Source organism: Streptococcus timonensis, assembly GCF_047460355.1.
GTDB classification, from domain to species: domain Bacteria; phylum Bacillota; class Bacilli; order Lactobacillales; family Streptococcaceae; genus Streptococcus; species Streptococcus timonensis_A.
In genome coordinates, this window is record NZ_JASHGL010000004.1 from 181,911 (window position 1) to 203,179 (window position 21,269).

Sequence of the window (21,269 nt, forward strand, 5' to 3'; positions counted from 1 at the left end):
CTTTTCTCCTTCTATAAAAATTGCTGCGGTTCGTGGTCAATACTGAGACGAAGTTCGCTATTTTCCCGTTCTTGTGTCAAGGCCAAGACCTGGTTAAGGGTTGGACCCAGCTCATCTTCTAAACGGTATTTAATTAAAATCTGATAATGATAGAGGTTATGAGTACGAGCGATAGGTTTTGGCGTTGGTCCAAGGATGATACTAGCATCCGACAAACCTGACCGCAATATTTCCATGACTTCATAAGCTCTTCTAAGAACCTCTTCTTCTTTCTTATGAGACAAGGTAATTCCAATTGTGAAATAATAAGGTGGATAACCCAACTGACGTCTGATGCCCATTTCATAGGCATAAAAGCCTTCATAGTCCTGATCCTTGGCAAAGCGAATAGCATAGTGCTGAGGATTGTATGACTGGATCAATACCTGCCCAGCTTTTTCAGCTCTTCCTGCTCGTCCTGCCACCTGGGTCAAGAGTTGGAAAGTTCTCTCAGAAGAACGGAAATCAGGCAGGTTCAAGGCTGTGTCCGCATTGAGAACACCAACCAAGGTCACATTTGGAAAATCCAAGCCCTTGGCAATCATCTGGGTTCCTAGCAATATGTCCGCTTCACCATTGCCAAATTGTTCAAGTAAAGCTTGGTGACTGCCCTTTTTACGAGTTGTATCCACATCCATGCGTAGAATGCGTGCCTCTGGAAAGAGTTCAGCTAGCTCATCGTAGGCTTTCTGAGTTCCTGTTCCATAGTAACGAATACTGCGACTCTGACAGTTTGGACAGACATGAGGAATCTCCTTCGTAAAACCACAATAATGACAGTTCATAGTCTTGGTATCCATGTGTAGCGTCAAGGAAATATCACAGTTTGGACAGGTATCAACAGTCCCACATTCCCGACACATGACAAAACTAGAATAGCCACGGCGGTTGAGCATGAGAACCACTTGCTCTTTTTTATCCAGTCGATCTTGTATTGCCTCAATCAGAGGTGGTGTAAAGTTTGACGTTTCATTTTGCCCAATGTAATCACGGAAGTCAATCAGTTGAACCTCAGGAATACTTGCTAAAGGATTGGCCCGTTGCGTCAGGCGTAGATGTTGATAAACACCCTTACCAGCACGCGCACGACTTTCTAAACTCGGCGTTGCAGAACCAAGGACTAATGCTGCTTGATTGTACTGTGCTCGTAAAAGAGCCACATCCCTAGCATGATAACGCGGATTGCTATCTTGCTTGTAGCTGGCCTCATGCTCTTCATCGATAATGATAACACCTAGATTTTTTAAAGGTGCAAAAATAGCAGACCTGGCCCCTACAACTACTTGAGCATCTCCACGCTCCACCTTGCGCCACTCATCATACTTTTCACCATTGGACAAACCCGAATGGAGGATGGCAACTTGCTCACCAAAACGAGCAATAAAGCGCTCTGTCATTTGGGGTGTCAGAGAGATCTCTGGTACAAGAACAATCGCTGTTTTTCCCATATCCAAGGCACCTTGGATAATCTGCAAGTAAACCTCAGTTTTCCCACTTCCTGTAATTCCTTGAAGGAGAAAGGGAGGGTGTTGCTTCCCTATCGCGCCAGCAACCGCCTCACAGGCTACTTTTTGCTCTGGGTTTAACTCTAAGGCTTGATTTGACTCGATTCCTTCAAAGTAAGCAGCTGAACGTTGAACTTCCTTCTGAAGAATCATCAAAGCACCCTGTTCCACAAAGAAGTTAACTTGTTCCCGTGAGTAATGTTCTAACAAAGTAGCCAAAGGAGTGCTTTCTGGATGTGCTAATAAATAATCTCGCAGTTCCAATTTCTTCTTAGCACGGTTGGAGATTTCTAGCTTTTCTAATTTGTCAAGATTCACTTGAATCCAAGACTGCGTTTTAACTTTCTTCTGATCCACAGCCTGATACTCTAGCTTCAAGATCCCTTTTCGGGTCAATCGCATCATCTCAGCCTGCTTTTCTAGGTCGAGAGATGAAAAGGCTAGAGATTCTTGCGAACCGAATAAACGCTCCTTGTCCTCCTGACTCAAGCCTTCCAGAGGATAGAGGATTTTATCATAGCTAGAATTCAAAAATCCTGGAAGCATAGCTTTTAGAATAGAAATCTTGTATGAAAAAACTGACTTACGTAGTTCTTCAGCCAACCAGAGTTGTTCCTCCGTTAAGACAGGAGAAAAGTCCAGTACCTCAGCAATTTCTTTCAAGTCTTCATCTGCCATTTCCGATTCTTGTTCCATTCCAAGAACAATTCCCTGAATCAAGCGATTGGCCTTCCCAAAAGGCACATGAACTCGCATACCAACTTCCAGCATGTCTGCAAATTCCTCAGGGACCTTGTAACTGTATGGTTGATCCGTCTGCATCAAGGGAACATCCACAATGGTTTTTGCAATAGCCATATCCTCACCTCCTTCTTTACTTAAATCGTTTCAATTGATTGAGTATTCTTGCAATAGAAAAAATAAGATTGAGTCCCCCCAACCTTAAATTTTTTCACCTTCTTCTTTTTCTTTCGCGATTTGCTCTTTGATTTTCTTTTCTTCTTCTTCTCTCAAGCGTCTTTCTTCTTCGATTCGACGACGAACAGCTTCGCGTTTTCCTTCTGGATCAGGGTGGATGGTTACATTTCCTGATTCAATTTCTTCCAAAGCACGAAGAGTCGATTTTTCAGACTTAAATTCTTGTGTTGGAGTCGCACCCGCTTCTAATTCGTGGGCACGTTTTGCTTCCAAAATTACGAGTGAATATTTTGATGGGACCTTGTCAAGCAAGGTATCAATAGAGGGTTTTAACATCATTTGTTTGTACCTGTTTTCTAAATTTTATCGAATAATCGAAGACTTTGGCAACATGTCTTGATAATGACCGATAACACGATCTACGCGGAAGTGCTCTGCTTCAATCACGCGTTTCACACGCTCTGCAGCTAAAGGAACATGATCATTGACAATAGCATAGTCATACTCACGCATCAAAGCAATTTCTTCCTTGGCTTTTTCGATACGCTGGGCAATGACTTCTGCACTGTCTGTACCACGGCCAACAAGACGATCTTGTAGTTCTTCCAAATCTGGTGGTGTCAAAAAGATAAAGACTGCATCTGGAACTTTTTTCTTAACCTGAAGAGCTCCCTGTACTTCAATTTCAAGGAAGACATCGATTCCCTTATCAAGTGTTTCGTTGACATAAGTCAGAGGAGTTCCATAGTAGTTCCCAACATACTCTGCATACTCTAACATTTGTCCTTGACGAATCAACTCTTCAAATTCTTCACGAGTACGGAAGAAATAGTCAACTCCATCAACTTCACCTGGACGTTGCGCCCGTGTCGTCATAGATACTGAATATTGAAATTGATTTTCAGAACTCTCAAAAATTTCTCTTCTAACCGTTCCTTTCCCAACTCCAGAAGGGCCTGAAAAAACGATTAGTAAGCCTCGGTCTGCCATTATGTCTCCTTTATATAGTTTGTGAAATGACTCGAAAATTTCTGCAAGATGATATGTTTAAAGCCACTTCTGCTAACTACAATCTTTCTATCTAGTGTAACAAAAAAGCAGTAATTTTTCAACTGCTCTTTCTTATTTATTTTGCATAGTCAACTGCACGCAGTTCACGAATCACGGTTACCTTGATATTTCCTGGATACTCAAGATTGTTCTCAATTTTCTCACGAACTTTGTGAGCCAAGATTGTGACTTTGTCGTCCTTGATTTGTCCTGGATTTACCATGATACGGATTTCACGACCCGCTTGAAGGGCAAAGCTATTTTGAACACCTTCAAAGCTGTTAGCAATTTCCTCTAGATCATGGAGACGTTTGATGTAGCTTTCAAGCGACTCGCTACGAGCTCCTGGACGGGCAGCACTCAGGGCATCCGCTGCAGCAACGATAACTGCAATCACACTTTCAGGTTCTACATCTCCGTGGTGGCTAGCAATGGTATTAATCACAACTGGGTGTTCCTTGTACTTGCGAGCCAATTCAGTACCGATCTCAACGTGGCTACCTTCCACCTCACGGTCAATGGCTTTACCGATATCGTGAAGGAATCCTGCACGACGAGCGAGAGCCGCATTTTCACCAAGTTCACTAGCCATGATACCAGCCAACTTAGCGACCTCAATCGAGTGACGCAAGACATTTTGTCCGTATGACGTACGGAACTGCAAGCGTCCCATAATCTTCATCAAGTCTGGGTGGAGGTTTGGTGCCCCAATTTCATAAGCAGCAGCTTCACCATACTCACGAATCTTATTATCAATCTCTAGGCGATTTTTCTCAACCAACTCTTCGATACGAGCTGGGTGAATACGACCATCCTTAAGTAAGATTTCCATAGTCATACGGGCAATCTCACGACGGATTGGATCAAATCCTGACAAGGTTACCACTTCTGGAGTATCATCAATAATAACATCAACCCCTGTCAAACTTTCAAAGGTTCGAATATTACGACCTTCACGACCGATAATACGACCCTTCATGGTATCATCAGGCAGATGCACCGTAGAGTTAGTAGACTCAGCTACATAATCACCAGCAATTCTCTGCATGGCTTGAGCCAAGATATCCTTGGCTAACTTATCTGAACGTTCCTTAACTTCTTGTTCTGCCTCACGAATGCGACTAGCAATTTCTTTCGTTAAGTTTTCCTCTGTCTGAGCTAAGATAATATCTCTTGCTTCCGTCTGTGTCAGAGTACCAATACGTTCCAGTTCAGCTTCTTTTTGTCTTTCGACTTCCTCTAGTTGTTCTTCACGTGCATCAAGGTTTTTTGCTCTATCAGAAATACTTTGTTCTTTTTGTTCAAGAGTTTTTTCTTTGTTCGTTAAATTATCATCTTTACGATCAAGACTGCTGGCACGTTCAGTCAAACGACTTTCGATTTGCTTGAGTTCTTGACGTTCAGACTTAAATTCAGCGTCCACTTCTTCACGGTATTTTCTGGCTTCCTCTTTAGCCTCCAATAGTGCTTCTTTTTTAAGAGACTTGCTTTCACTCTTAGCTTCATTGATTAATAAATCCGCTTCGCGCTCAGCTTGTCCTCGTAAATTAGTTGCTTCTTGTTCAGCATTTAAAAGCATCAACTCTGCAGCCTCTTGTGATGATTTCATCTTGACTGAGATGCTGACATATCCAATGACTAAACCAATGATGACGGCAAAAACAACAATCGCAATTGCCATGATTTCCATGTTTTTACCTCAATTTATTTGTTTATCTGAATGATTTACATTCTTTTACATTCTACCATAAAAAAGGAATTTAAACAAACCTAAAATGGAATATGGACTAGTGAATTTTTTTAAAACTCTAAAATTTCCAAGTAACAGTGCTACTACTAAAAAGTACAGTTTTTAGTTGATTTAAAAAGTCTACCTCTCAGTAGACTTAGTAATGATCCTTAAAAGATAAGAAAGCCACGCTATCTCCATCCATCATATAGATAATGCGATTTTCTGCGTCAATACGCCGTGACCACGCTCCTTGGTAGTCATATTTGAGTGGTTCTGGTTTACCAATTCCTGTAAATGGATCACGTTGAATATCCTTAATTAGTTTGTTGATTCTTTTTAATATTTTCTTATCTTGATTTTGCCAATAGCAATAATCTGCCCAGGCATCTGCTGTAAACTTGAGTAGCATCCATCACTCCTCAATCACATGCACCTGAGTGTGTCCCGCACGAACTTGGGACATTCCTCGCAAGACTTTGTCAGAAAGTTCCTTATTCTGAGCAATTCTCAAAGTTTCCTGAATACTGTCCCACTCGCTCTTTGAAAGAACTACAATGTCCTCATCTGGATTTTTATTGACCACCGTCAAAGGCTCAAACTCATCATTTACCTTCTTCATGTAGTCCTTTAAATGATTTCGGAATGTTGAGTAAAGAACTGCTTCCATAACCATACCTCGTTTTACCTCTTTTCCATTATTATACATCAAAAGAAAGAAATTGTCAGGAACTTGTACAAGATTTTTCTTTTCTATCTATTTATTCGAAAAAATAACTTAAAAAGCCTACCTCACAGTAGACTTAGTTCGATTCGATTCTGATTGGCACTCTGCCAAAATTTTGTTCTGCTATACTAGGGTATCCCAGTTGATAAATTTGATCTGCCTTTTGGGTTATGGCATCCCAGGGTTCTTTACCGATTCGGCTGACGAGATTGACCTGCTCCTTGAGAGCTTTAAGGTGTTGTCTGCCTTTTTCGGTAAAACCAAGGACGTGAATACCTTCTGGCAAGTCACTTTCTCTAGCCTGCACCAAGATATAGGTCAAGAGGCGTCTCACACGCGCCTTGGTGTACCGTTTGGTAGCCACTAACTCAACCAATTCCTCAATAGACTGGGCTGTTTTGATGGCTTCCTTGATGCGCACTGCCATTTCTTGATTGACCTGATAGATGGTGGTTAGGTCTGGATTCGACAAGATTTGATAGCGTAAGAGTTGAAAAAAATCTTCCCAGCTCACTTTATTAGCACCTTTAAAGACATCAACAGAAGGCATAAAGCGTTCTAAGAAATCTTGGTCTGATCGATGCTGACGGATGGCTGTTGCCGATGCAAAGTCCACATCCTTGTCCACAGAATGGTATCCAGCTCCCTGACGCTTAATTGGATGAAGGTTGATATCTCTCCCAGCAACTGCCTTGGCGTAGGCGAGAGCTAAGACATGATTGGGCGTATCACCCGAAAAATCAAGACCTGCAAATTCCTTCCACATGGCTTGGGTTTTCTGAGGGTAGGAGAGGGAATCAGGTAGATTATCCACAAAATTCTCCATCTCTTGACCACGCTCTGCGTATAAGTTAGCAATTTTCTGGTAATCTAGAACTTCCTCTGTCCCAAAGGAAAGGGTATCTATGCCCAAACGAGCCAAGAGTTCAACAGCACCTTGACCGAAAAAATCTGCTGCTTGAACACTGACTAAAAAAGGCAATTCGACCACCAAGTCTGCCCCATTCTCCAGTGCCATCTGGGATCGAGTCCACTTATCTACAATAGCAGGCTCTCCACGCTGCATGAAATTTCCAGACATGGCAATAATCTTCAGCCCATCCGCCTGTTCTAGCAGGTATTTGTGGCCATTATGAAAGGGATTGAACTCTGCAATAATACCTGTGATGGTCATGATGTTCTCCTACTTCTGTGCCACAAAAAACCAACGGGTGCTCGTTTCTGTAGACTCCTTGTCCTCAAAGTCTGCATAAAGTTTGAAGGATTTAAAACCAGCCTGTTCCAGCAAAATATCATAGGTCAAGATTTCGTATGTACGCTCCTCATGTACTTCATCGTGGCGACTAAAGGAACCGTCCGCTTCCTTGATAAAGAAAGTCAGTTCATGCACGATGGAGTGAGGAGCATCGTCCTCATAGGTATCCCAAAGCATGGCAAAGTCTTCCGCATTTTCATGGTAAGAATAGCCTGGGAAGACCTCATCTGTCTGGTAAGTCGAATGCACATCAAAGATAAAAACACCATCTTCATTGAGGGCATTATAGACTTCCTTAAAGACATCCCCTACTTCCACCTCATCCTGCATGTAGCAGATTGAGTCCGAGTAACATGTGACAAAATCATATTTCCCTGCCTTGGACAAGTCCAACATATTGCCTTCCATAAAATCAATCTTTTGCTTGGCTGATGCCGCTCTCTTCTCAGCAATCTTCAACATGTCCGCGCTCAAGTCCAGTCCAGTTACATCAAAACCTGCTTGAGAAAAGCGAACAGACTGAATCCCTGTTCCACAAGCCAGCTCCAAGAGTTTCTTTCTCTCCTTAGTCTTGGGCAAATGACGGAGGGAAAAATCCGTCCATTTATCGTATAAAGTATCGTCCATGACCGCATCATAAACAGCTGCAAAAGTTTCATAAGTCGCCATAATTAAGATACAAAGAGCGTTAAAAGCGAAGAGAAAATAGGTATCTTTCTGCTGTATCATCAGATACAAACTAAGCTAATCTTTTTCTCACAGTTTTTAGCTCGTGTTCAGTTTCAACATTACCAAACACGACGCCCTTACCTTTCTAACAATTTTCTTCTAAAATAAGCAAATAAAACCCAGTTGACTACAACTGAGTTCATCTCCTATGCTAAGGCTTCTGAAATATCTACTGAAACAGCCTCATGCCATAGTTTTTCTAGGTTATAGTGGGTACGCATTTCTTCTGAAAAGATATGCACAACGACTCCACCAAGGTCAAGTAAGACCCAGCCTCCAGCTGCATCGCCTTCGACATGGCTACCTTTAAAGCCCGCTTGGGCTACTTTTTCACGGATATTTTCAGCGATAGCATCCAACTGACGGCTATTCATAGAGCTAGTGATAACAAAGTAATCTGTCACACTGGTCAATTCTTGTACGTCAAGTGCGAGGATATCCTCCGCACGTTTCTCATCAGCCGCTTTCACGACTAGTTCTAGTAATTCTTTTTCGTTCATTTAGTCCTCTTTCAAATAGTGCACAAAGGCGTTATAGGTTTCAAGGGTTTGGGGATAGATAGGAAATCCTTGGTGAGCCAAATGTTCTACAGTGCGAGCTGTTTCATAAGCTACTGCCTTATTGAGTGACAAACTTGCAATCTCACGCGCCTGGTCCACTCCCGGAAAAGCACGATTATGCTCGATGTAGTCTGCGACGTAGATAACCTTATCAAGGTCCGTCATCTGACCAGCTCCAACTGTATGAATTTCGATAGCCCGTAAAATTTCAGGATCTTGCAAGTTCAAATCTTCCTGAATCTTGTAAATGCCGACCATGCCATGCCAGACATTATTACCCCAGTTTTTAAGGTCTGGATCTAGTTGATATCGGTCAATCAAGTCTAAAAACTCTTGATCTGATAGCTTTTTAGCATAGTCATGAAGGAGACCTGCCAAACCAGCTTTCTCAACATCCACACCAAAGCACTGAGCTAATTCTATGGCTGCACGCTCTACACCCAGACAATGGGTTAGACGTTTTTCAGGTAGGAGCTCTGCCATTTTTTCCAATAATTCTTCACGCGAACAGTTGATATAGTCTTGGTATGCCATCAGTAAAGCTCTTCTTTCTCAATATAGTCTAGCACTGGTTTTGGCAAGAGAAAGTTAGGTGTGCGACCTTGGGCGATGAAATCACGTACCATACTGGATGAAATATCCATGAGAGGCACATCCACCCAGATGACTGGATAAGAAGTCCCAGCCTTGTATCGTGGTCGCTGAACTCCTACAAACTGAACTAGTTCCACCAACTCATCAATTCTATACCACTTAGGCAGATAATCTACCATATCTGCACCGATAATGAAATAGTAATCTGTATCTGGATTCTTCTCTGTCAAAATCTTCATGGTGTCGTAGGTGTAGGAAATACCCTTACGCTCTAGCTCAATAGTCTCAATAGCTAAACCTTCGATTCCATCAATTGCCAATTCAAGCATCTTGAGTCGGTGGTGTTCAGAAATGGTTTCCTTTTTGTCTACGTGAGGTGGTTGATATTCAGGCATGAGCAGAACCTGATCCAATCCCAACTGTTGGCGCACTTGGTCTGCGACGATAAGGTGGGCATTGTGAACAGGGTTAAAATTTCCCCCCAAGATACCGACTTGTTTGCGTTTTTTATCCTTTATTTCTGGCTCTAACTCCACTTTTGTAAAGGGAGTTAATAATTCGATTGCCATAGGCTAATCTCCTTTATTCTTCTGTAAAAACAGTTTTTTGGAGTATATTTTTAGATTTCTTTAACTTTTTTAGAAATCTTACGATTTTCTTTCTTGCTTGATTGTTTATACAAAATCAAGATACGGCCGATTTTTTGGACTGTATCCACACCGATTTCTTCTTCCAAGATTTCAGCTACTTCGTGGATGTTTTCATCTGTATTTTGTAAGAGTGTAACCTTGATCAATTCACGAGCATCAAGTGCCTGACGAACGCTGGTTTTGATTTGGTCGTTGAGTCCATTTTTCCCGATTTGGATGATTGGTTTGAGGGTGTGTGCCTGGCTGTTGAGGAAGGCACGTTGTTTCGATGTTAATGACATAATTTCTTCCTTTTTTGATAGTTATTTTAGGTGGTGGGGGACGGTCGGAACTAATTTCCAAAAGATTTCATCTTTGAAAAATGGATTTCCTGACCTCACAATTGAGCCTAGGTCTCAATTGTGCCCCTTGCCAATCTATGGATTGGCAATCACACCACGGCAATAACTATCTTTTTATGAGCTCACTTTGTTCGCTCAGTGATTTTAGTTTAAATAATTGCTTTTCGTGTGACGACTGCGACGCCTTCTGGTGCCCAGACGGCTACTTTGGCAGTTCCTGTTACACGGATCCAGCCTAGTCCTGAAATAACTAGGTCTGTCTTGTCCTTGATAGTAAAGACATGTTGGACCAGTTTTGGAAAGTCTTCTTTTTCCTTGCTATTCGGTGGTGTAAGGAGGGTTCCAAGGTGCTTGTCGTAAAAGTCACTAGCTCCTTCAAGCTTGGTACGATGAAGTTTGAGTTCATTATCAAAGAAAGCTGTGAAACCTTGCTTTTCTCCTGCGATGAAGTCAAAGCGTCCTAAACCTCCTAAAAAGAGAGTTTGCTCAGGATTGAGCTGGTAGGTTTTAGGTTTGATTTCCTTTTTAGGACTGACATACTTGAGGTTTTTAGCCGTCAAGTAGTGGGCCATCTGATGACGATGGATAATTCCCGGTGTATCATAGATATAAGAACCATCATCAAGTGGAATCTCAATCTTATCTAGGGTTGTCCCTGGGAAGCGTGACGTCGTAATGACATTCTGGCCACCCGTGATTTCTTGGATGATGGCATTGATAAGAGTTGATTTCCCAACGTTAGTCACCCCAACTACGTAGACGTCACGCCCCTTACGGTAGTGCTCGATCTTGTCAATGACTTCCTTGATGGCATGCTTGTTTTGGGCTGAAGTCAGGACGACATCGACAGGACGAAGTCCCTCTTCGTGGGCACGTTCCATGAGCCACTGGCTAATCTTACCAGGTTTAACTGACTTAGGCAGGATATCTTTTTTATTCCCAACCAAGAGCACATCGTTGCCCGATACAAAACGTGGCAAACCTGGGATGACAGAACCATTAAAGTCAAAGATATCAATGACATTGACCACCAAGGCATCACTGTCTCCAACTTCGTGCAAGAGTTTGAGGAAATCATCATCCGTCAACTGGACATCTGTGATTTCATTGTAATGACGAAGACGGAAACAACGTTGGCAATAAACTTCACCAGTCTCCAAACCTTTTTCAAGTGCTGACTGAGGCGTAAAACCAAGACCAGTCTTATCTGTCGTCTGAATGGTTGTTCCACAGCCAATACAGAGAATTTCTTCCATAGTTAGATTCCTTTTTTATATGTGATAGGCCCGTACTTTTCAGTTATTTGTTTCATGACACGGCGCTCACGAGTGCGGTTAATCTTCGTTTTGATAGAGTCATGCTGGACCAAGGGTTTGACCAAAATCGAACGAATCCCTGCTCGGTGAGCCGCTCGAATATCCGTCATGAGCTGATCTCCAACCATGACCACTTCGTTTTTCTCATAGTGGAATTCCTTCATGGCGCGGTCAATCCCGAAAGTAAAGGGCTTCATAGCCCAATAAACATAGTCAATCCCAAATTTTTCAACTGCACGTTGAACTCGTTTTTTAGAGTTATTGGACACTACGATAATACGAATACCAGCATCACGAAGGTCATGTAACCACTGCTTCATTTCTGGAGTCCCATCAGGGTTATTCCAAGCAATCAGAGTGTTGTCCAAATCCACCAAAACAGCTTTTATTCCCTGTTTTTGCAGGCTTTCTACTGTCAAATCATAAACTGCTTCTACAGCAAAGTCTGGCATGTAGTTTTCAATCACCATTTTGGCTCCTTTTCTTAACTTATTTTTGCAATTTTTTTGAGAAAATGGGATAGAACAAGCCACAGGACAGCACTAGCCAAAGTAATATAAATCCATGCATGCTTATCCTCCATAAATGGAAGAGGAACATTCATCCCGAAAAATCCTGTGATAACCGCAAGCACGGCCAATAAAACTGAAATGATGGTCAAGGTTGTCAAGTTATCGTTCAGATTATTGTTTAGGATGTTGTTGTAAGACCCTGACAGTTGTTGAAGAACTTGAGAAATCAAATCTGTCATAGATACCAACTGATGAGCCTCAATCATAGCATCATCAAACTGTTCTTTTTCAATTTCATCCAAACGACGATAGAGGGCATGCCCTTGGATATGTTCCAGTAAGATACGGTTTTGTTTGGCTGCTGCCGTTAGATAAACCATACCTGTCTCCAAGTCGGAGAGGGCAAAGAGATTTTTCTTGGTTGTTCTCTGACGAAGTAAGCCGTTGACTTCATCTTTACTCTTATCCATCTTTTCAATAATTGGATAATAGGCGTTACTAATGATTTCTAGACTAGCAAAGAGAAATTTGTAAATGGACAGAGACTCATGACTATCCAGATAAGCTAACATCTGATCAATGACATAAGCATTCTTATGGTTGCTGATGGTAATCATTCGTTGTCTTTCGACGATAAAGGTCATAGGAATGGCTTCATAGTACTCCTTGTCCTTTTCTAAGTCCAGAACATTGTAGATAAAGGTCACTGTGCCATTCTCACGGTTATAATCCATGTGGGCTCGTTCGTTTCTATCCAGCGCATATTCGATGGTTTCTTTATCCAATCCGTAGATTTCAGATAAATCTTCAAGATTTTTGATGATTTCCACATCTAGATTAATCCAGGTGCAACCATTTCCTAATTGCTTATCTAAAAACATCGTTTCTCCTTTACCAAACTCTTTCTATTGTACCACAAATCAAGTAAAATTTCAGTTCTACTCTTCTCTTGAAAAATTGCTAACCACAGTAATATTACGGTTGGGAACAAAGTGGAGAGCCTGGTCTTCACCTCTGAGTTGAGTTGTTCGAATTCCGACACTAACTACTTTTCCCGATACAGTAATAGGACCATTTGTCAAAACAACCTCATCTCCTACATCCAACTGGCGTTCAAAGAGGATGAAAAAGCCATTGATAACATCAGACAGGAAACCTTGGGCTCCCATACCAATAGCCACCCCAGCAATTCCTGCACCTGCAAGCAAGCTAGAGACAGGTAAACCTAGAATGGATAAAATACAGTAAATCAAAAAGAAATAAAGTGTATAGTTAAAAATGTTTTCAAGCAAACGAGAAATGGTCTTTTGTCTACCTGCATCTCTATTTGAAAATTTAAGTGAGGGTTTAACAATCTTTCGTACAGCGACATGGAGGAACTTTTTAGCTATGTAAAATAGAAGAATGAGAAGTAAAAGAGATATCACCTTAGTCAAGAGATTCTCTAAAACAGTTGTTAAATCTAGTTTATCCAGATAACGTTGAAAAAATTCTTGCATACAAAACTCCTTTTATCAATTATACCATAAAACGGTGTCTGAACCAGTTTGATAAATATTCATTCTGCCTATACTATTATTAGATTCACTTGATTTCAAAACATATTTATACTATAATCAAACCACTACATGGAGAACAAATTATTTTCTCAATAATTCTATTGGAATAGACCTTTCTACCTTACCTACTACTACTAAAACTTTAAAGCATTTATCTCAAGGAAATATTCGATGTCTATCACTCAACGTACTTTAAAACTTGTTTTGGCAACCTGCTTTGCCTGTTTTCTTGCCTACTTTTTTGATCTATCCTCAGCTGTTTCAGCTGGAATCATTGCTATTTTGAGTCTCTCTGATACACGAAGAAGCACTATCAAACTAGCTCGCAATAGACTTTTTTCAACCTTGCTTGCTCTGACAATCGGTGTTATTGCCTTTCAACTAACTGGTTATCATATTTGGAGCTTCGGACTTTATCTTGCTGTATATGTGCCTCTTGCCTATAAATTCGGCTGGGAAATTGGCATAACGCCTAGTAGCGTCCTAGTTAGTCACCTTTTAGTCCAGCAATCTACCTCTCCTGAGCTCTTGTTGAACGAAATGCTACTTTTCCTCATCGGTACCAGTTTTGCTCTTCTAGTCAATCTTTATATGCCTTCACGTCAAAAAGAGATTCAGCTTTATCATAGTCTTGTAGAAGAAAAACTAAGAGACGTTTTTCTACGCCTAGCCTATTATCTAAAAAAAGGAGATGGACGTAATCAAGCTCAACTAGTCAACGAACTTGACCAACTATTGGAGGAAGCCCTCAAACTAGTTTATCTGGACCATTCTGATCATCTTTTTCATCAAACAGACTACCATATCCACTACTTTGAAATGCGCCAAAGACAAACCCGCATTTTAAGAAATATGACCGATCAGATTAACACCTGCCAACTAGCTGCTAGTGAGAGTTTAATTGTCGCTCAGCTCTTTTCAAAAACAGCTAGTCAACTGAGTCAATCCAATCCAGCCTATAACTTGTTGGAAGATATCGAGAAATACCTACAGGTATTTCGCCATCGTTCACTACCTAAAACAAGAGAAGAATTTGAGACAAGGGCTACCCTATTACAACTCTTTCGTGAATTAGAACACTTTATTCAAATAAAAGTAAACTTTTACCAACGCTATGCGAAAAACGAGAATAATTTTTCATAAGCAAAACACCTTTCTTCTAGTAAGAAAGGTGTTTTAGTATTTGATAGTTTTGAAAGAGTATAGGTAGCTATTTCTTTCCAACTGACATAAGGCTAATATCTCTCAAACTGAAGTAAGTCAAAGCAATCATACCCAAAGCAATTAAAATTTCTGCTGGTAGCTGGAAAAGTTGCAAGCCTGATAAGAGCAACAGAATTATCAAGGCCACAAGACCGAAAACCAATATCACAATATTGACCGTTCCTTTGATGCTTTGAGGTGTCGCAAATATATAGAGGAGTAATAAGAGTATCCCTATGATTAAATAGACCATCTTTATCTCTTTCTAGCTCTTATTCAGCTGATTTTTTCTTTTTGTTTGCTTTTTCACGCTCTGCCTTGTTAAGGATTTGTTTACGCAAACGAATAGATTCAGGCGTTACTTCCATATACTCATCGTCATTCAAGAACTCAAGTGATTCTTCAAGTGTCAAGATACGAGGAGTTTTGATAACCGCTGTTTGGTCCTTAGTAGCAGAACGAACGTTAGTCATTTGTTTTGCTTTCGTGATATTAACAGTCAAGTCATTTTCACGAGAGTTTTCACCGATGATCATTCCTTCGTAAACCTCGGTACCTGGGTTGACAAAGATAGTTCCACGTTCTTCAATAGACATGATTGAGTAGGTTGTTGCTTTACCAGCATCGATAGAAACAAGGGCACCACGGTGACGTCCACCAATTTCCCCTGGAATCAATGGCAAGTATTGATCGAAGGTATGGTTCATGATCCCGTAACCACGAGTCATTGACAAGAACTCAGTTGAGTATCCGATCAAACCACGCGCAGGAACTAGGAAGACCAAACGAGTTTGACCATTACCTGTTGCAATCATATCCAACATTTCACCCTTACGCTCAGAAAGGCTTTGGATAACAGAACCTTGGTATTCTTCTGGAGTATCGATTTGCACGCGCTCAAATGGCTCACACTTCACACCATCGATTTCTTTAACGATAACTTCTGGACGAGATACTTGAAGCTCATAACCTTCACGACGCATGGTTTCGATAAGAATGGACAAGTGCAATTCTCCACGACCTGAAACAGTCCATTTATCTGGTGAGTCCGTTGGGTCAACACGAAGGGAAACGTCTGTTTGCAATTCTGCCTGCAAGCGTTCTTCCACCTTACGAGAAGTCACCCATTTACCTTCGCGACCAGCAAATGGTGAGTTGTTAACCAAGAAGGTCATTTGAAGAGTAGGTTCGTCGATGTGAAGAACTGGAAGAGCTTCAACTGCATCTGTTGGAGTGATTGTTTCCCCAACGAAGATGTCTTCCATACCTGATACGGCAATCAAGTCACCAGCCTTAGCTTCTTGGATTTCACGACGTTCCAAACCAAAGAAACCAAAGAGTTTTGTAACACGGAAGTTCTTGGTTGTACCATCCAATTTAGAAAGGGTAACTTGGTCTCCGACCTTAACAGTACCACGGAAGATACGTCCGATACCGATACGACCAACGAAGTCATTGTAGTCCAAAAGAGATACTTGGAATTGAAGTGGCTCATCTGAGTTATCTACCGGAGCTGGAATGTGTTCGATAATGGTATCAAAGATTGGTGCCATTGTCTTTTCTTGGTCGGCTGGATCATCTGATAATGAAGATGTTCCGTTGATTGCTGAAGCATAAACTACTGGGAAGTCAAGCTGATCATCATCTGCACCAAGCTCGATGAAGAGTTCCAAAACTTCATCCACTACTTCTGCTGGACGAGCTGATGGTTTGTCGATTTTATTGATAACAACGATTGGGACAAGGTCTTGTTCCAAAGCTTTTTTCAATACGAAACGAGTTTGAGGCATTGTACCTTCGTAAGAATCCACTACCAAGACTACACCGTCAACCATTTTCATGATACGTTCAACTTCTCCACCGAAGTCCGCGTGTCCTGGTGTGTCCATGATATTGATACGAGTTCCGTTATAGGCAACTGCTGTATTCTTCGCAAGGATGGTAATTCCACGCTCTTTTTCAATATCGTTTGAGTCCATTGCACGTTCAGCTAATTCTGTACGTGCATCAAGAGTTGATGATTGTTTCAACAATTCATCAACAAGGGTTGTTTTTCCGTGGTCAACGTGGGCAATAATTGCTACGTTGCGGATATCTTCTCTTAATTTTGTCATAATTTCCTCTGTTATATTCAAAAATTTATTATCTAACTGAACGATTATACCACAATTTTAGGCAAATGACTTAACTCAAGTAAGTGTAAATGTTTTCAAAAACTTTTCTTCCCATACCTTTTCTTTTCAAAAATGGCATCTTGTGATAAGATAGGCAGGTATGCGTTTAGATAAATTATTAGCCCAGGAAAAAATCAGTCGGAAAACCATGAAACAGGCTCTTCTCAAAAAAGAAATCTTAGTAGATGGACAAGTTGCGATTTCCCTTGCACAGAATGTTGATACGGGATTACAAGAGTTGATTTTTCAGGATAGAAAAATCCAAGGATATGAGCACATCTACCTCATGCTCCATAAGCCAAATGGTGTCGTGACAGCAAGTAAGGACAAGGATCTGCCAACAGTCATGGACTTGCTACCTCAACCTCTCCAGTCGAATCAGCTCTATGCAATTGGTCGACTAGATCGAGACACAACAGGTCTTCTCCTCTTGACAGATAATGGCCCCCTTGGTTTTCAACTCCTCCATCCTCAATATCATGTGGATAAAACTTACCAAGTTGAGGTCAATGGACCGCTCTCATTCGACCACATCCAACAGTTCAAAGATGGGATTGTCTTTTTAGATGGAACAGTCTGCAAACCTGCCAAACTAAAAATTCTATCCGTAAGCTCAACAGAGAGCCGTGCCTCCATCACCATCTCAGAAGGAAAGTTTCATCAAGTCAAAAAAATGTTCCTCTCAGTCGGTGTCAAAGTCACTGCCCTAAAACGAGTTCAGTTCGGGGATTTTACATTAGATTCAGAGCTAGTAGAAGGTCAATACCGGTCCTTGAACCAAGAGGAACTACAAATCATTAAAAACTACTTAACGAAAAGTGGATAAAACAAAAAAAGCTTTAAACATAAAGCTTTTTTTGATTCTTGCTTAGCTATAAAATAAAGCGATACCCACAATCCAGTTAAGGACAGAAACTACAATCCCTACGATATTGAGAATTTTTTCTGTCTTATAATCTAGGCTAGACTCTTTTTGACTTGAATTAGCCATTACTAGTCCAACGATACCTAGAATCAGTCCTACTATTGGAGATAGCAATCCAAGGACGATAGATAGAATACCTAAAATAAATGGGTGTTTTTTCTTTTCTTGTGTATCCATATTATAAAACTCCTTAATTTTTTTACAAATTAATTATACCATAATACGCTAGCTTTATCTATCATTCGACAGATTTTTACATAAGATTAGCTAGTCTTGACCTTTCCTGTCCAAGAATCCAGTCCATAAGAAAGGATATAAATATCTGAAAAGCCTTGTTTTTTCAAGAAAATCGCTGCATTGGTAACACGTTGCGCACGTTGGTTTTCATAAAGAAGAACAGGCTTATCCTTACGAAGAGCCGCAAGGCTTGTCTTCAATTGATTTGAAGGAATGTTACGAGCACCAAGGATATGTTTTCTATGGAAGTCTGCTGGATCACGCAAGTCAATTAACTGACCTGTACGAATTAAAGACTCAAACTCTGCATTGTCAACAATTTTTGCTGCACGACGAATACGAAGATAATTGTATCCCATCCATACTAACATCGCCACTATAAGTCCCCATAATACCCAAGTTATCATAATACCTAATCTCCATTTTTTTCTAAATAGTCTAATTCTATCTTGTGCTCTCTGCGAAGAACAGCCTCTGCTTCTATATAATCCAGCTTATCCATCAAGCCAGCATCATAGATTCGAGATAGTTCAATCTTCATTAATTCAATGTCATAAAGACGTTTGCCCATATAGACAAGAATGCCGAACTGTTTAAGAAATTGCTGCACATCGTAGAGTGTTTTCATAGCTTTCATTTTAGCAAAAAATCAGAGTTTTTTCAATAGTTCCCTTGGAGGATTGCTCTTTTTACTATTATCTAGCTTTCTTCACACTATGACAAAGAAGAAAGCCTACTGTCATTCCAACGATATTTTGCACAAGATTTGGGACGATTTCTGGTATGGCTGCTCCCCAACCATTCATCCAAGCCGATGCAAAAGCGTAACCTGCCACCATGATGATGGTTGCCAAGACTAATCCTAGCCACTGCCATTTCCCTTTAACACCTGCCAAATATCCCTGCGAACCATGGAAAATCAAGCTGAAGAACATCCACTGGGGGTAACCTGAAATCAGGTCAATTAGAAATCCCGCTAATCCTCCGACAACAGCTCCTTCGCGACTCCCAAAGTAAATGGCCGTAAAGAATATTCCCGCATCCAAAAGTGTTAGAAATCCTGTTGGTGTTGGGATTTTTACGAAATAGCCCAAAACTACGGATAGAGCTGCTAGGATGGATACTAGGGCGATTTTACTTGTTTTTGTTTGCTTCATATTGTCTTACTCCATACTGATCTGCTTGTGCAATGGCACGGTAAACAAAGGCTTTGGAACTTTCAATTGCTGGTAAGAGCTCCTCTCCCTTGACTAACTGGCTGGCAATGCTTGATGCAAAGGTACATCCTGCACCAGCATTTTGTCCTTGAATGACTGAATTTTCAAGAATGGTAAAGTTCTTTCCATTATAAAATACATCTAATGCCTTATCTTGACTGAGGCGATTCCCACCTTTAATAATGACTGCTGGTGCACCCAAGTCATATAACTTTTGAGCTGCAGCCTTCATATCATCCAAGGTTTCAATCTTTTGACCTGCTAGCAATTCTGCCTCAGGTAGATTGGGTGTAATTACAGTCACATAAGGGAAAAAGCGAATCAACTCTTGACAGAGCTCGCTGACAGCAACATCATGCGTTTCCTTACAAACGAGAACTGGATCCAATACCACTGGAACTCCTTTACGTTCCTTGATAAAGTTAAGAGCTTTCTCAGCAACACCAACAGTCGGTAAGAGACCAATCTTAATCCCTCCAAAGTCTACGCTCTTCAGACTATCCAACTGTTGTTGGAAAATAGTCTCATCTGTTGGGAAGACCTCAAAACCATTTTCCGTCAAAGCAGTCAAACAAGTCATAGCTACAAAACCATGCAAACCATTTAAAGTATAGGTCGCAAGGTCAGCAGCTAGTCCACCACCACTAAAAATATCATTTCCTGAAAGTGCTAAAATACGATTATTCTTCATAACGAATCTCCTTCAAATACAAACCATTGGGTGCTGCAGTCGGACCTGCCAACTGTCTGTCTTTTTTCTCCAAAATCAGGTCAATCTGCTCAATGGGCATCCGATTGTTGCCAATTTTTAGCAAGGTCCCAACCATATTTCGAATCTGCTTATAGAGGAAGCCGTTGCCAGAGAAAGTAAAGGTCAAAAATTGACCGGTCTCATCAACCCTAAGACTGGCTTCCGTAATCGTTCTCACCTTGTCCTCCACACTTGTTCCGGCAGCAGTAAAACCGGTAAAATCATGGGTTCCTTCTAATTTCTTTACAGCCTTTTGCATGCGTTCCACATCTAGTGGATAGGGATAGTGGGTGGCATAATGACGTCTCATAGGATTTTTAGGACGCCCTCTATCCACGATAAACTCATAGGTCTTGCTATGCTTGGCATAACGGCAATGAAAATCATCAGCCACTATCTCAATCGAAATCACATCGATATCTTCAGGACTTTGAGTATCGAGAGCGAAGCGAAGCTTTTCCTCATTCATCTGATAGGGAAGATCAAAGTGGATAACCTGCCCTAGAGCATGAACACCACTATCCGTTCGCCCTGCACCATGGATGGTAATGGGCTGCCCTTTATTTAATTTGGTTAAAGTTTTTTCAATTTCCTCTTGGACACTACGCGCGTGTGGTTGCCGCTGAAAACCAGCAAAGGCGTAGCCATCATAGGAAATGATTGCTTTATATCTAGTCATGTATCTATTTTATCAAGAAAATTTCTCTGCAACAAGTTTGAAAACTGAAAATTGTACGGGTACAGTTCTCGGTATCATCTAGTCCTTACCTATATTTTCTCATCATATATTTTTGTTCTGGAATTTCAATGGTTTGAACGATTTCAAATCCTTCTTTTTGGTAAAGATTGTAAGCTCTTTGATTTGCCTCGAAGACATTTAGAGAAATAGTATCTATGTCTTCATTTTCAAAGGCCAAACTAACAAATTTCCTTAAAGCCTGGCTACCTAAGCCTTGCCCCTGTTTCTGGGGATTGATAAAAAATCTCCCGATATGAAGATTCCTGTCTTCTAGCCTGATTTTCTGGATAAGCCCCACAAACTCTTGTCCATCAAAGATTGAAAAGATTCCTTCCAAATCTTGCAAGACTTGTATTGTCAAGGGAAAAGGAATCATTGTTCCCATCCATTGCTTCTGAAAACTTTCTCCCAAAGCATTAGACCAATGACAAATGAGTTGGGCATTTTCTATCTGAAGTCCTTTTTCAAAGTGAATTTTCATATTTGCTCCTAAAACTTCTCCTACATCCAACTATTATACTCTTTCTCTTATTTTTTCC

At 40.9% G+C, this 21,269-nt stretch carries 27 protein-coding genes; 2 read left to right on the forward strand and 25 right to left on the reverse strand.

All coding sequences use genetic code 11. The features are described from left to right. Positions 1-11 precede the first annotated feature (11 nt). The 16 genes from QM941_RS07660 to QM941_RS07735 all read right to left on the reverse strand — a co-directional run bounded on the left by QM941_RS07660 (position 12) and on the right by QM941_RS07735 (position 13,424). Positions 12-2,402 carry a primosomal protein N' gene (locus tag QM941_RS07660; RefSeq protein WP_414340029.1) on the reverse strand — a complete coding sequence of 797 codons (2,391 nt, stop codon included), beginning with the start codon at positions 2,400-2,402 and terminating at the stop codon, positions 12-14. Between the two features lie 84 nt (positions 2,403-2,486). Beyond that, positions 2,487-2,801: a DNA-directed RNA polymerase subunit omega gene (gene rpoZ / locus QM941_RS07665; protein ID WP_004251389.1), complete on the reverse strand. Its 315-nt coding sequence runs from the start codon at positions 2,799-2,801 to the stop codon at positions 2,487-2,489. Positions 2,802-2,825: 24 nt separating this feature from the next. After that, positions 2,826-3,452, reverse strand: coding sequence for a guanylate kinase (gene gmk, locus QM941_RS07670; RefSeq protein ID WP_414340031.1), 627 nt, complete (start codon positions 3,450-3,452; stop codon positions 2,826-2,828). Positions 3,453-3,588: 136 nt separating this feature from the next. Further along, positions 3,589-5,202, reverse strand: coding sequence for a ribonuclease Y (locus QM941_RS07675; protein WP_414340032.1), 1,614 nt, complete (start codon positions 5,200-5,202; stop codon positions 3,589-3,591). Between the two features lie 196 nt (positions 5,203-5,398). Further along, positions 5,399-5,653 carry a Txe/YoeB family addiction module toxin gene (locus QM941_RS07680; protein ID WP_414340033.1) on the reverse strand — a complete coding sequence of 85 codons (255 nt, stop codon included), beginning with the start codon at positions 5,651-5,653 and terminating at the stop codon, positions 5,399-5,401. 3 nt (positions 5,654-5,656) lie between these two features. Continuing rightward, the gene (locus QM941_RS07685) at positions 5,657-5,911 is read right to left on the reverse strand and encodes a type II toxin-antitoxin system Phd/YefM family antitoxin (protein WP_186822552.1); all 255 of its coding nucleotides are present in this window, start codon (positions 5,909-5,911) and stop codon (positions 5,657-5,659) included. A gap of 133 nt (positions 5,912-6,044) precedes the next feature. Then, positions 6,045-7,142, reverse strand: a complete 1,098-nt coding sequence (locus QM941_RS07690) for a nucleotidyltransferase (protein ID WP_414340034.1) — start codon at positions 7,140-7,142, stop codon at positions 6,045-6,047. Positions 7,143-7,151: 9 nt separating this feature from the next. Continuing rightward, on the reverse strand, positions 7,152-7,892 hold the full coding sequence (locus QM941_RS07695) for a class I SAM-dependent DNA methyltransferase (RefSeq protein WP_414340078.1): 741 nt from the start codon (positions 7,890-7,892) through the stop codon (positions 7,152-7,154). Positions 7,893-8,098: 206 nt separating this feature from the next. Next, positions 8,099-8,452, reverse strand: coding sequence for a ribosome silencing factor (rsfS, locus tag QM941_RS07700; protein WP_414340035.1), 354 nt, complete (start codon positions 8,450-8,452; stop codon positions 8,099-8,101). Then, positions 8,453-9,046 carry a bis(5'-nucleosyl)-tetraphosphatase (symmetrical) YqeK gene (gene yqeK, locus QM941_RS07705; protein WP_414340036.1) on the reverse strand — a complete coding sequence of 198 codons (594 nt, stop codon included), beginning with the start codon at positions 9,044-9,046 and terminating at the stop codon, positions 8,453-8,455. After that, positions 9,046-9,675, reverse strand: a complete 630-nt coding sequence (locus QM941_RS07710) for a nicotinate-nucleotide adenylyltransferase (RefSeq protein WP_414340037.1) — start codon at positions 9,673-9,675, stop codon at positions 9,046-9,048. Before QM941_RS07710 ends, yqeK begins: the two co-directional genes overlap by 1 nt. A gap of 50 nt (positions 9,676-9,725) precedes the next feature. Beyond that, positions 9,726-10,037, reverse strand: a complete 312-nt coding sequence (gene yhbY, locus QM941_RS07715; protein ID WP_000060171.1) for a ribosome assembly RNA-binding protein YhbY — start codon at positions 10,035-10,037, stop codon at positions 9,726-9,728. A 209-nt stretch (positions 10,038-10,246) separates the two neighbouring features. Continuing rightward, positions 10,247-11,353: a ribosome biogenesis GTPase YqeH gene (gene yqeH / locus QM941_RS07720; protein ID WP_414340038.1), complete on the reverse strand. Its 1,107-nt coding sequence runs from the start codon at positions 11,351-11,353 to the stop codon at positions 10,247-10,249. 2 nt (positions 11,354-11,355) lie between these two features. Then, entirely contained in the window at positions 11,356-11,883 is a 528-nt protein-coding gene (locus QM941_RS07725; protein WP_414340039.1) for a YqeG family HAD IIIA-type phosphatase, read from the reverse strand. Between the two features lie 14 nt (positions 11,884-11,897). After that, positions 11,898-12,806: a magnesium transporter CorA family protein gene (locus QM941_RS07730; protein ID WP_414340040.1), complete on the reverse strand. Its 909-nt coding sequence runs from the start codon at positions 12,804-12,806 to the stop codon at positions 11,898-11,900. A 57-nt stretch (positions 12,807-12,863) separates the two neighbouring features. Further along, positions 12,864-13,424 (reverse strand): mechanosensitive ion channel family protein, encoded by a 561-nt coding sequence (locus tag QM941_RS07735; protein WP_414340041.1) that lies wholly within the window; start codon positions 13,422-13,424, stop codon positions 12,864-12,866. Between the two features lie 231 nt (positions 13,425-13,655). On the opposite strand from QM941_RS07735, the gene QM941_RS07740 reads away from it, so the two are divergent. Next, on the forward strand, positions 13,656-14,627 hold the full coding sequence (locus QM941_RS07740; protein ID WP_414340042.1) for an aromatic acid exporter family protein: 972 nt from the start codon (positions 13,656-13,658) through the stop codon (positions 14,625-14,627). Positions 14,628-14,694: 67 nt separating this feature from the next. Here QM941_RS07740 and QM941_RS07745 read toward each other — a convergent pair whose 3' ends face one another. Both QM941_RS07745 and typA read right to left on the reverse strand, forming a co-directional pair. Next, complete coding sequence (locus tag QM941_RS07745; RefSeq protein ID WP_414340043.1) at positions 14,695-14,940, reverse strand: DUF3165 family protein; 246 nt, start codon at positions 14,938-14,940, stop codon at positions 14,695-14,697. A gap of 19 nt (positions 14,941-14,959) precedes the next feature. Next, positions 14,960-16,801, reverse strand: coding sequence for a translational GTPase TypA (gene typA / locus QM941_RS07750; protein WP_414340044.1), 1,842 nt, complete (start codon positions 16,799-16,801; stop codon positions 14,960-14,962). Between the two features lie 160 nt (positions 16,802-16,961). Here typA and QM941_RS07755 point away from each other — a divergent pair, with 160 nt between their 5' ends. Further along, positions 16,962-17,687 carry a pseudouridine synthase gene (locus QM941_RS07755; RefSeq protein WP_414340045.1) on the forward strand — a complete coding sequence of 242 codons (726 nt, stop codon included), beginning with the start codon at positions 16,962-16,964 and terminating at the stop codon, positions 17,685-17,687. A 42-nt stretch (positions 17,688-17,729) separates the two neighbouring features. Here QM941_RS07755 and QM941_RS07760 read toward each other — a convergent pair whose 3' ends face one another. From QM941_RS07760 to QM941_RS07790, 7 genes are all read right to left on the reverse strand, one after another. Continuing rightward, positions 17,730-17,963 carry a DUF4190 domain-containing protein gene (locus tag QM941_RS07760; protein WP_414340046.1) on the reverse strand — a complete coding sequence of 78 codons (234 nt, stop codon included), beginning with the start codon at positions 17,961-17,963 and terminating at the stop codon, positions 17,730-17,732. An 86-nt stretch (positions 17,964-18,049) separates the two neighbouring features. After that, positions 18,050-18,430, reverse strand: a complete 381-nt coding sequence (locus QM941_RS07765; protein WP_075568021.1) for a rhodanese-like domain-containing protein — start codon at positions 18,428-18,430, stop codon at positions 18,050-18,052. Positions 18,431-18,435: 5 nt separating this feature from the next. After that, positions 18,436-18,660, reverse strand: coding sequence for a YqgQ family protein (locus QM941_RS07770; protein ID WP_075568022.1), 225 nt, complete (start codon positions 18,658-18,660; stop codon positions 18,436-18,438). Between the two features lie 58 nt (positions 18,661-18,718). After that, a complete protein-coding gene (locus QM941_RS07775) occupies positions 18,719-19,180 on the reverse strand; it encodes an ECF transporter S component (RefSeq protein WP_075568023.1) in 462 nt (153 codons plus the stop codon). Further along, positions 19,158-19,931 carry a bifunctional hydroxymethylpyrimidine kinase/phosphomethylpyrimidine kinase gene (locus tag QM941_RS07780; RefSeq protein ID WP_075568024.1) on the reverse strand — a complete coding sequence of 258 codons (774 nt, stop codon included), beginning with the start codon at positions 19,929-19,931 and terminating at the stop codon, positions 19,158-19,160. The genes QM941_RS07775 and QM941_RS07780 overlap by 23 nt, the downstream gene beginning before the upstream one ends. Continuing rightward, complete coding sequence (gene truA / locus QM941_RS07785; RefSeq protein ID WP_075568025.1) at positions 19,921-20,670, reverse strand: tRNA pseudouridine(38-40) synthase TruA; 750 nt, start codon at positions 20,668-20,670, stop codon at positions 19,921-19,923. Before truA ends, QM941_RS07780 begins: the two co-directional genes overlap by 11 nt. Positions 20,671-20,755: 85 nt before the next feature. Further along, the gene (locus QM941_RS07790) at positions 20,756-21,211 is read right to left on the reverse strand and encodes a GNAT family N-acetyltransferase (protein ID WP_414340047.1); all 456 of its coding nucleotides are present in this window, start codon (positions 21,209-21,211) and stop codon (positions 20,756-20,758) included. Positions 21,212-21,269: the final 58 nt, after the last annotated feature.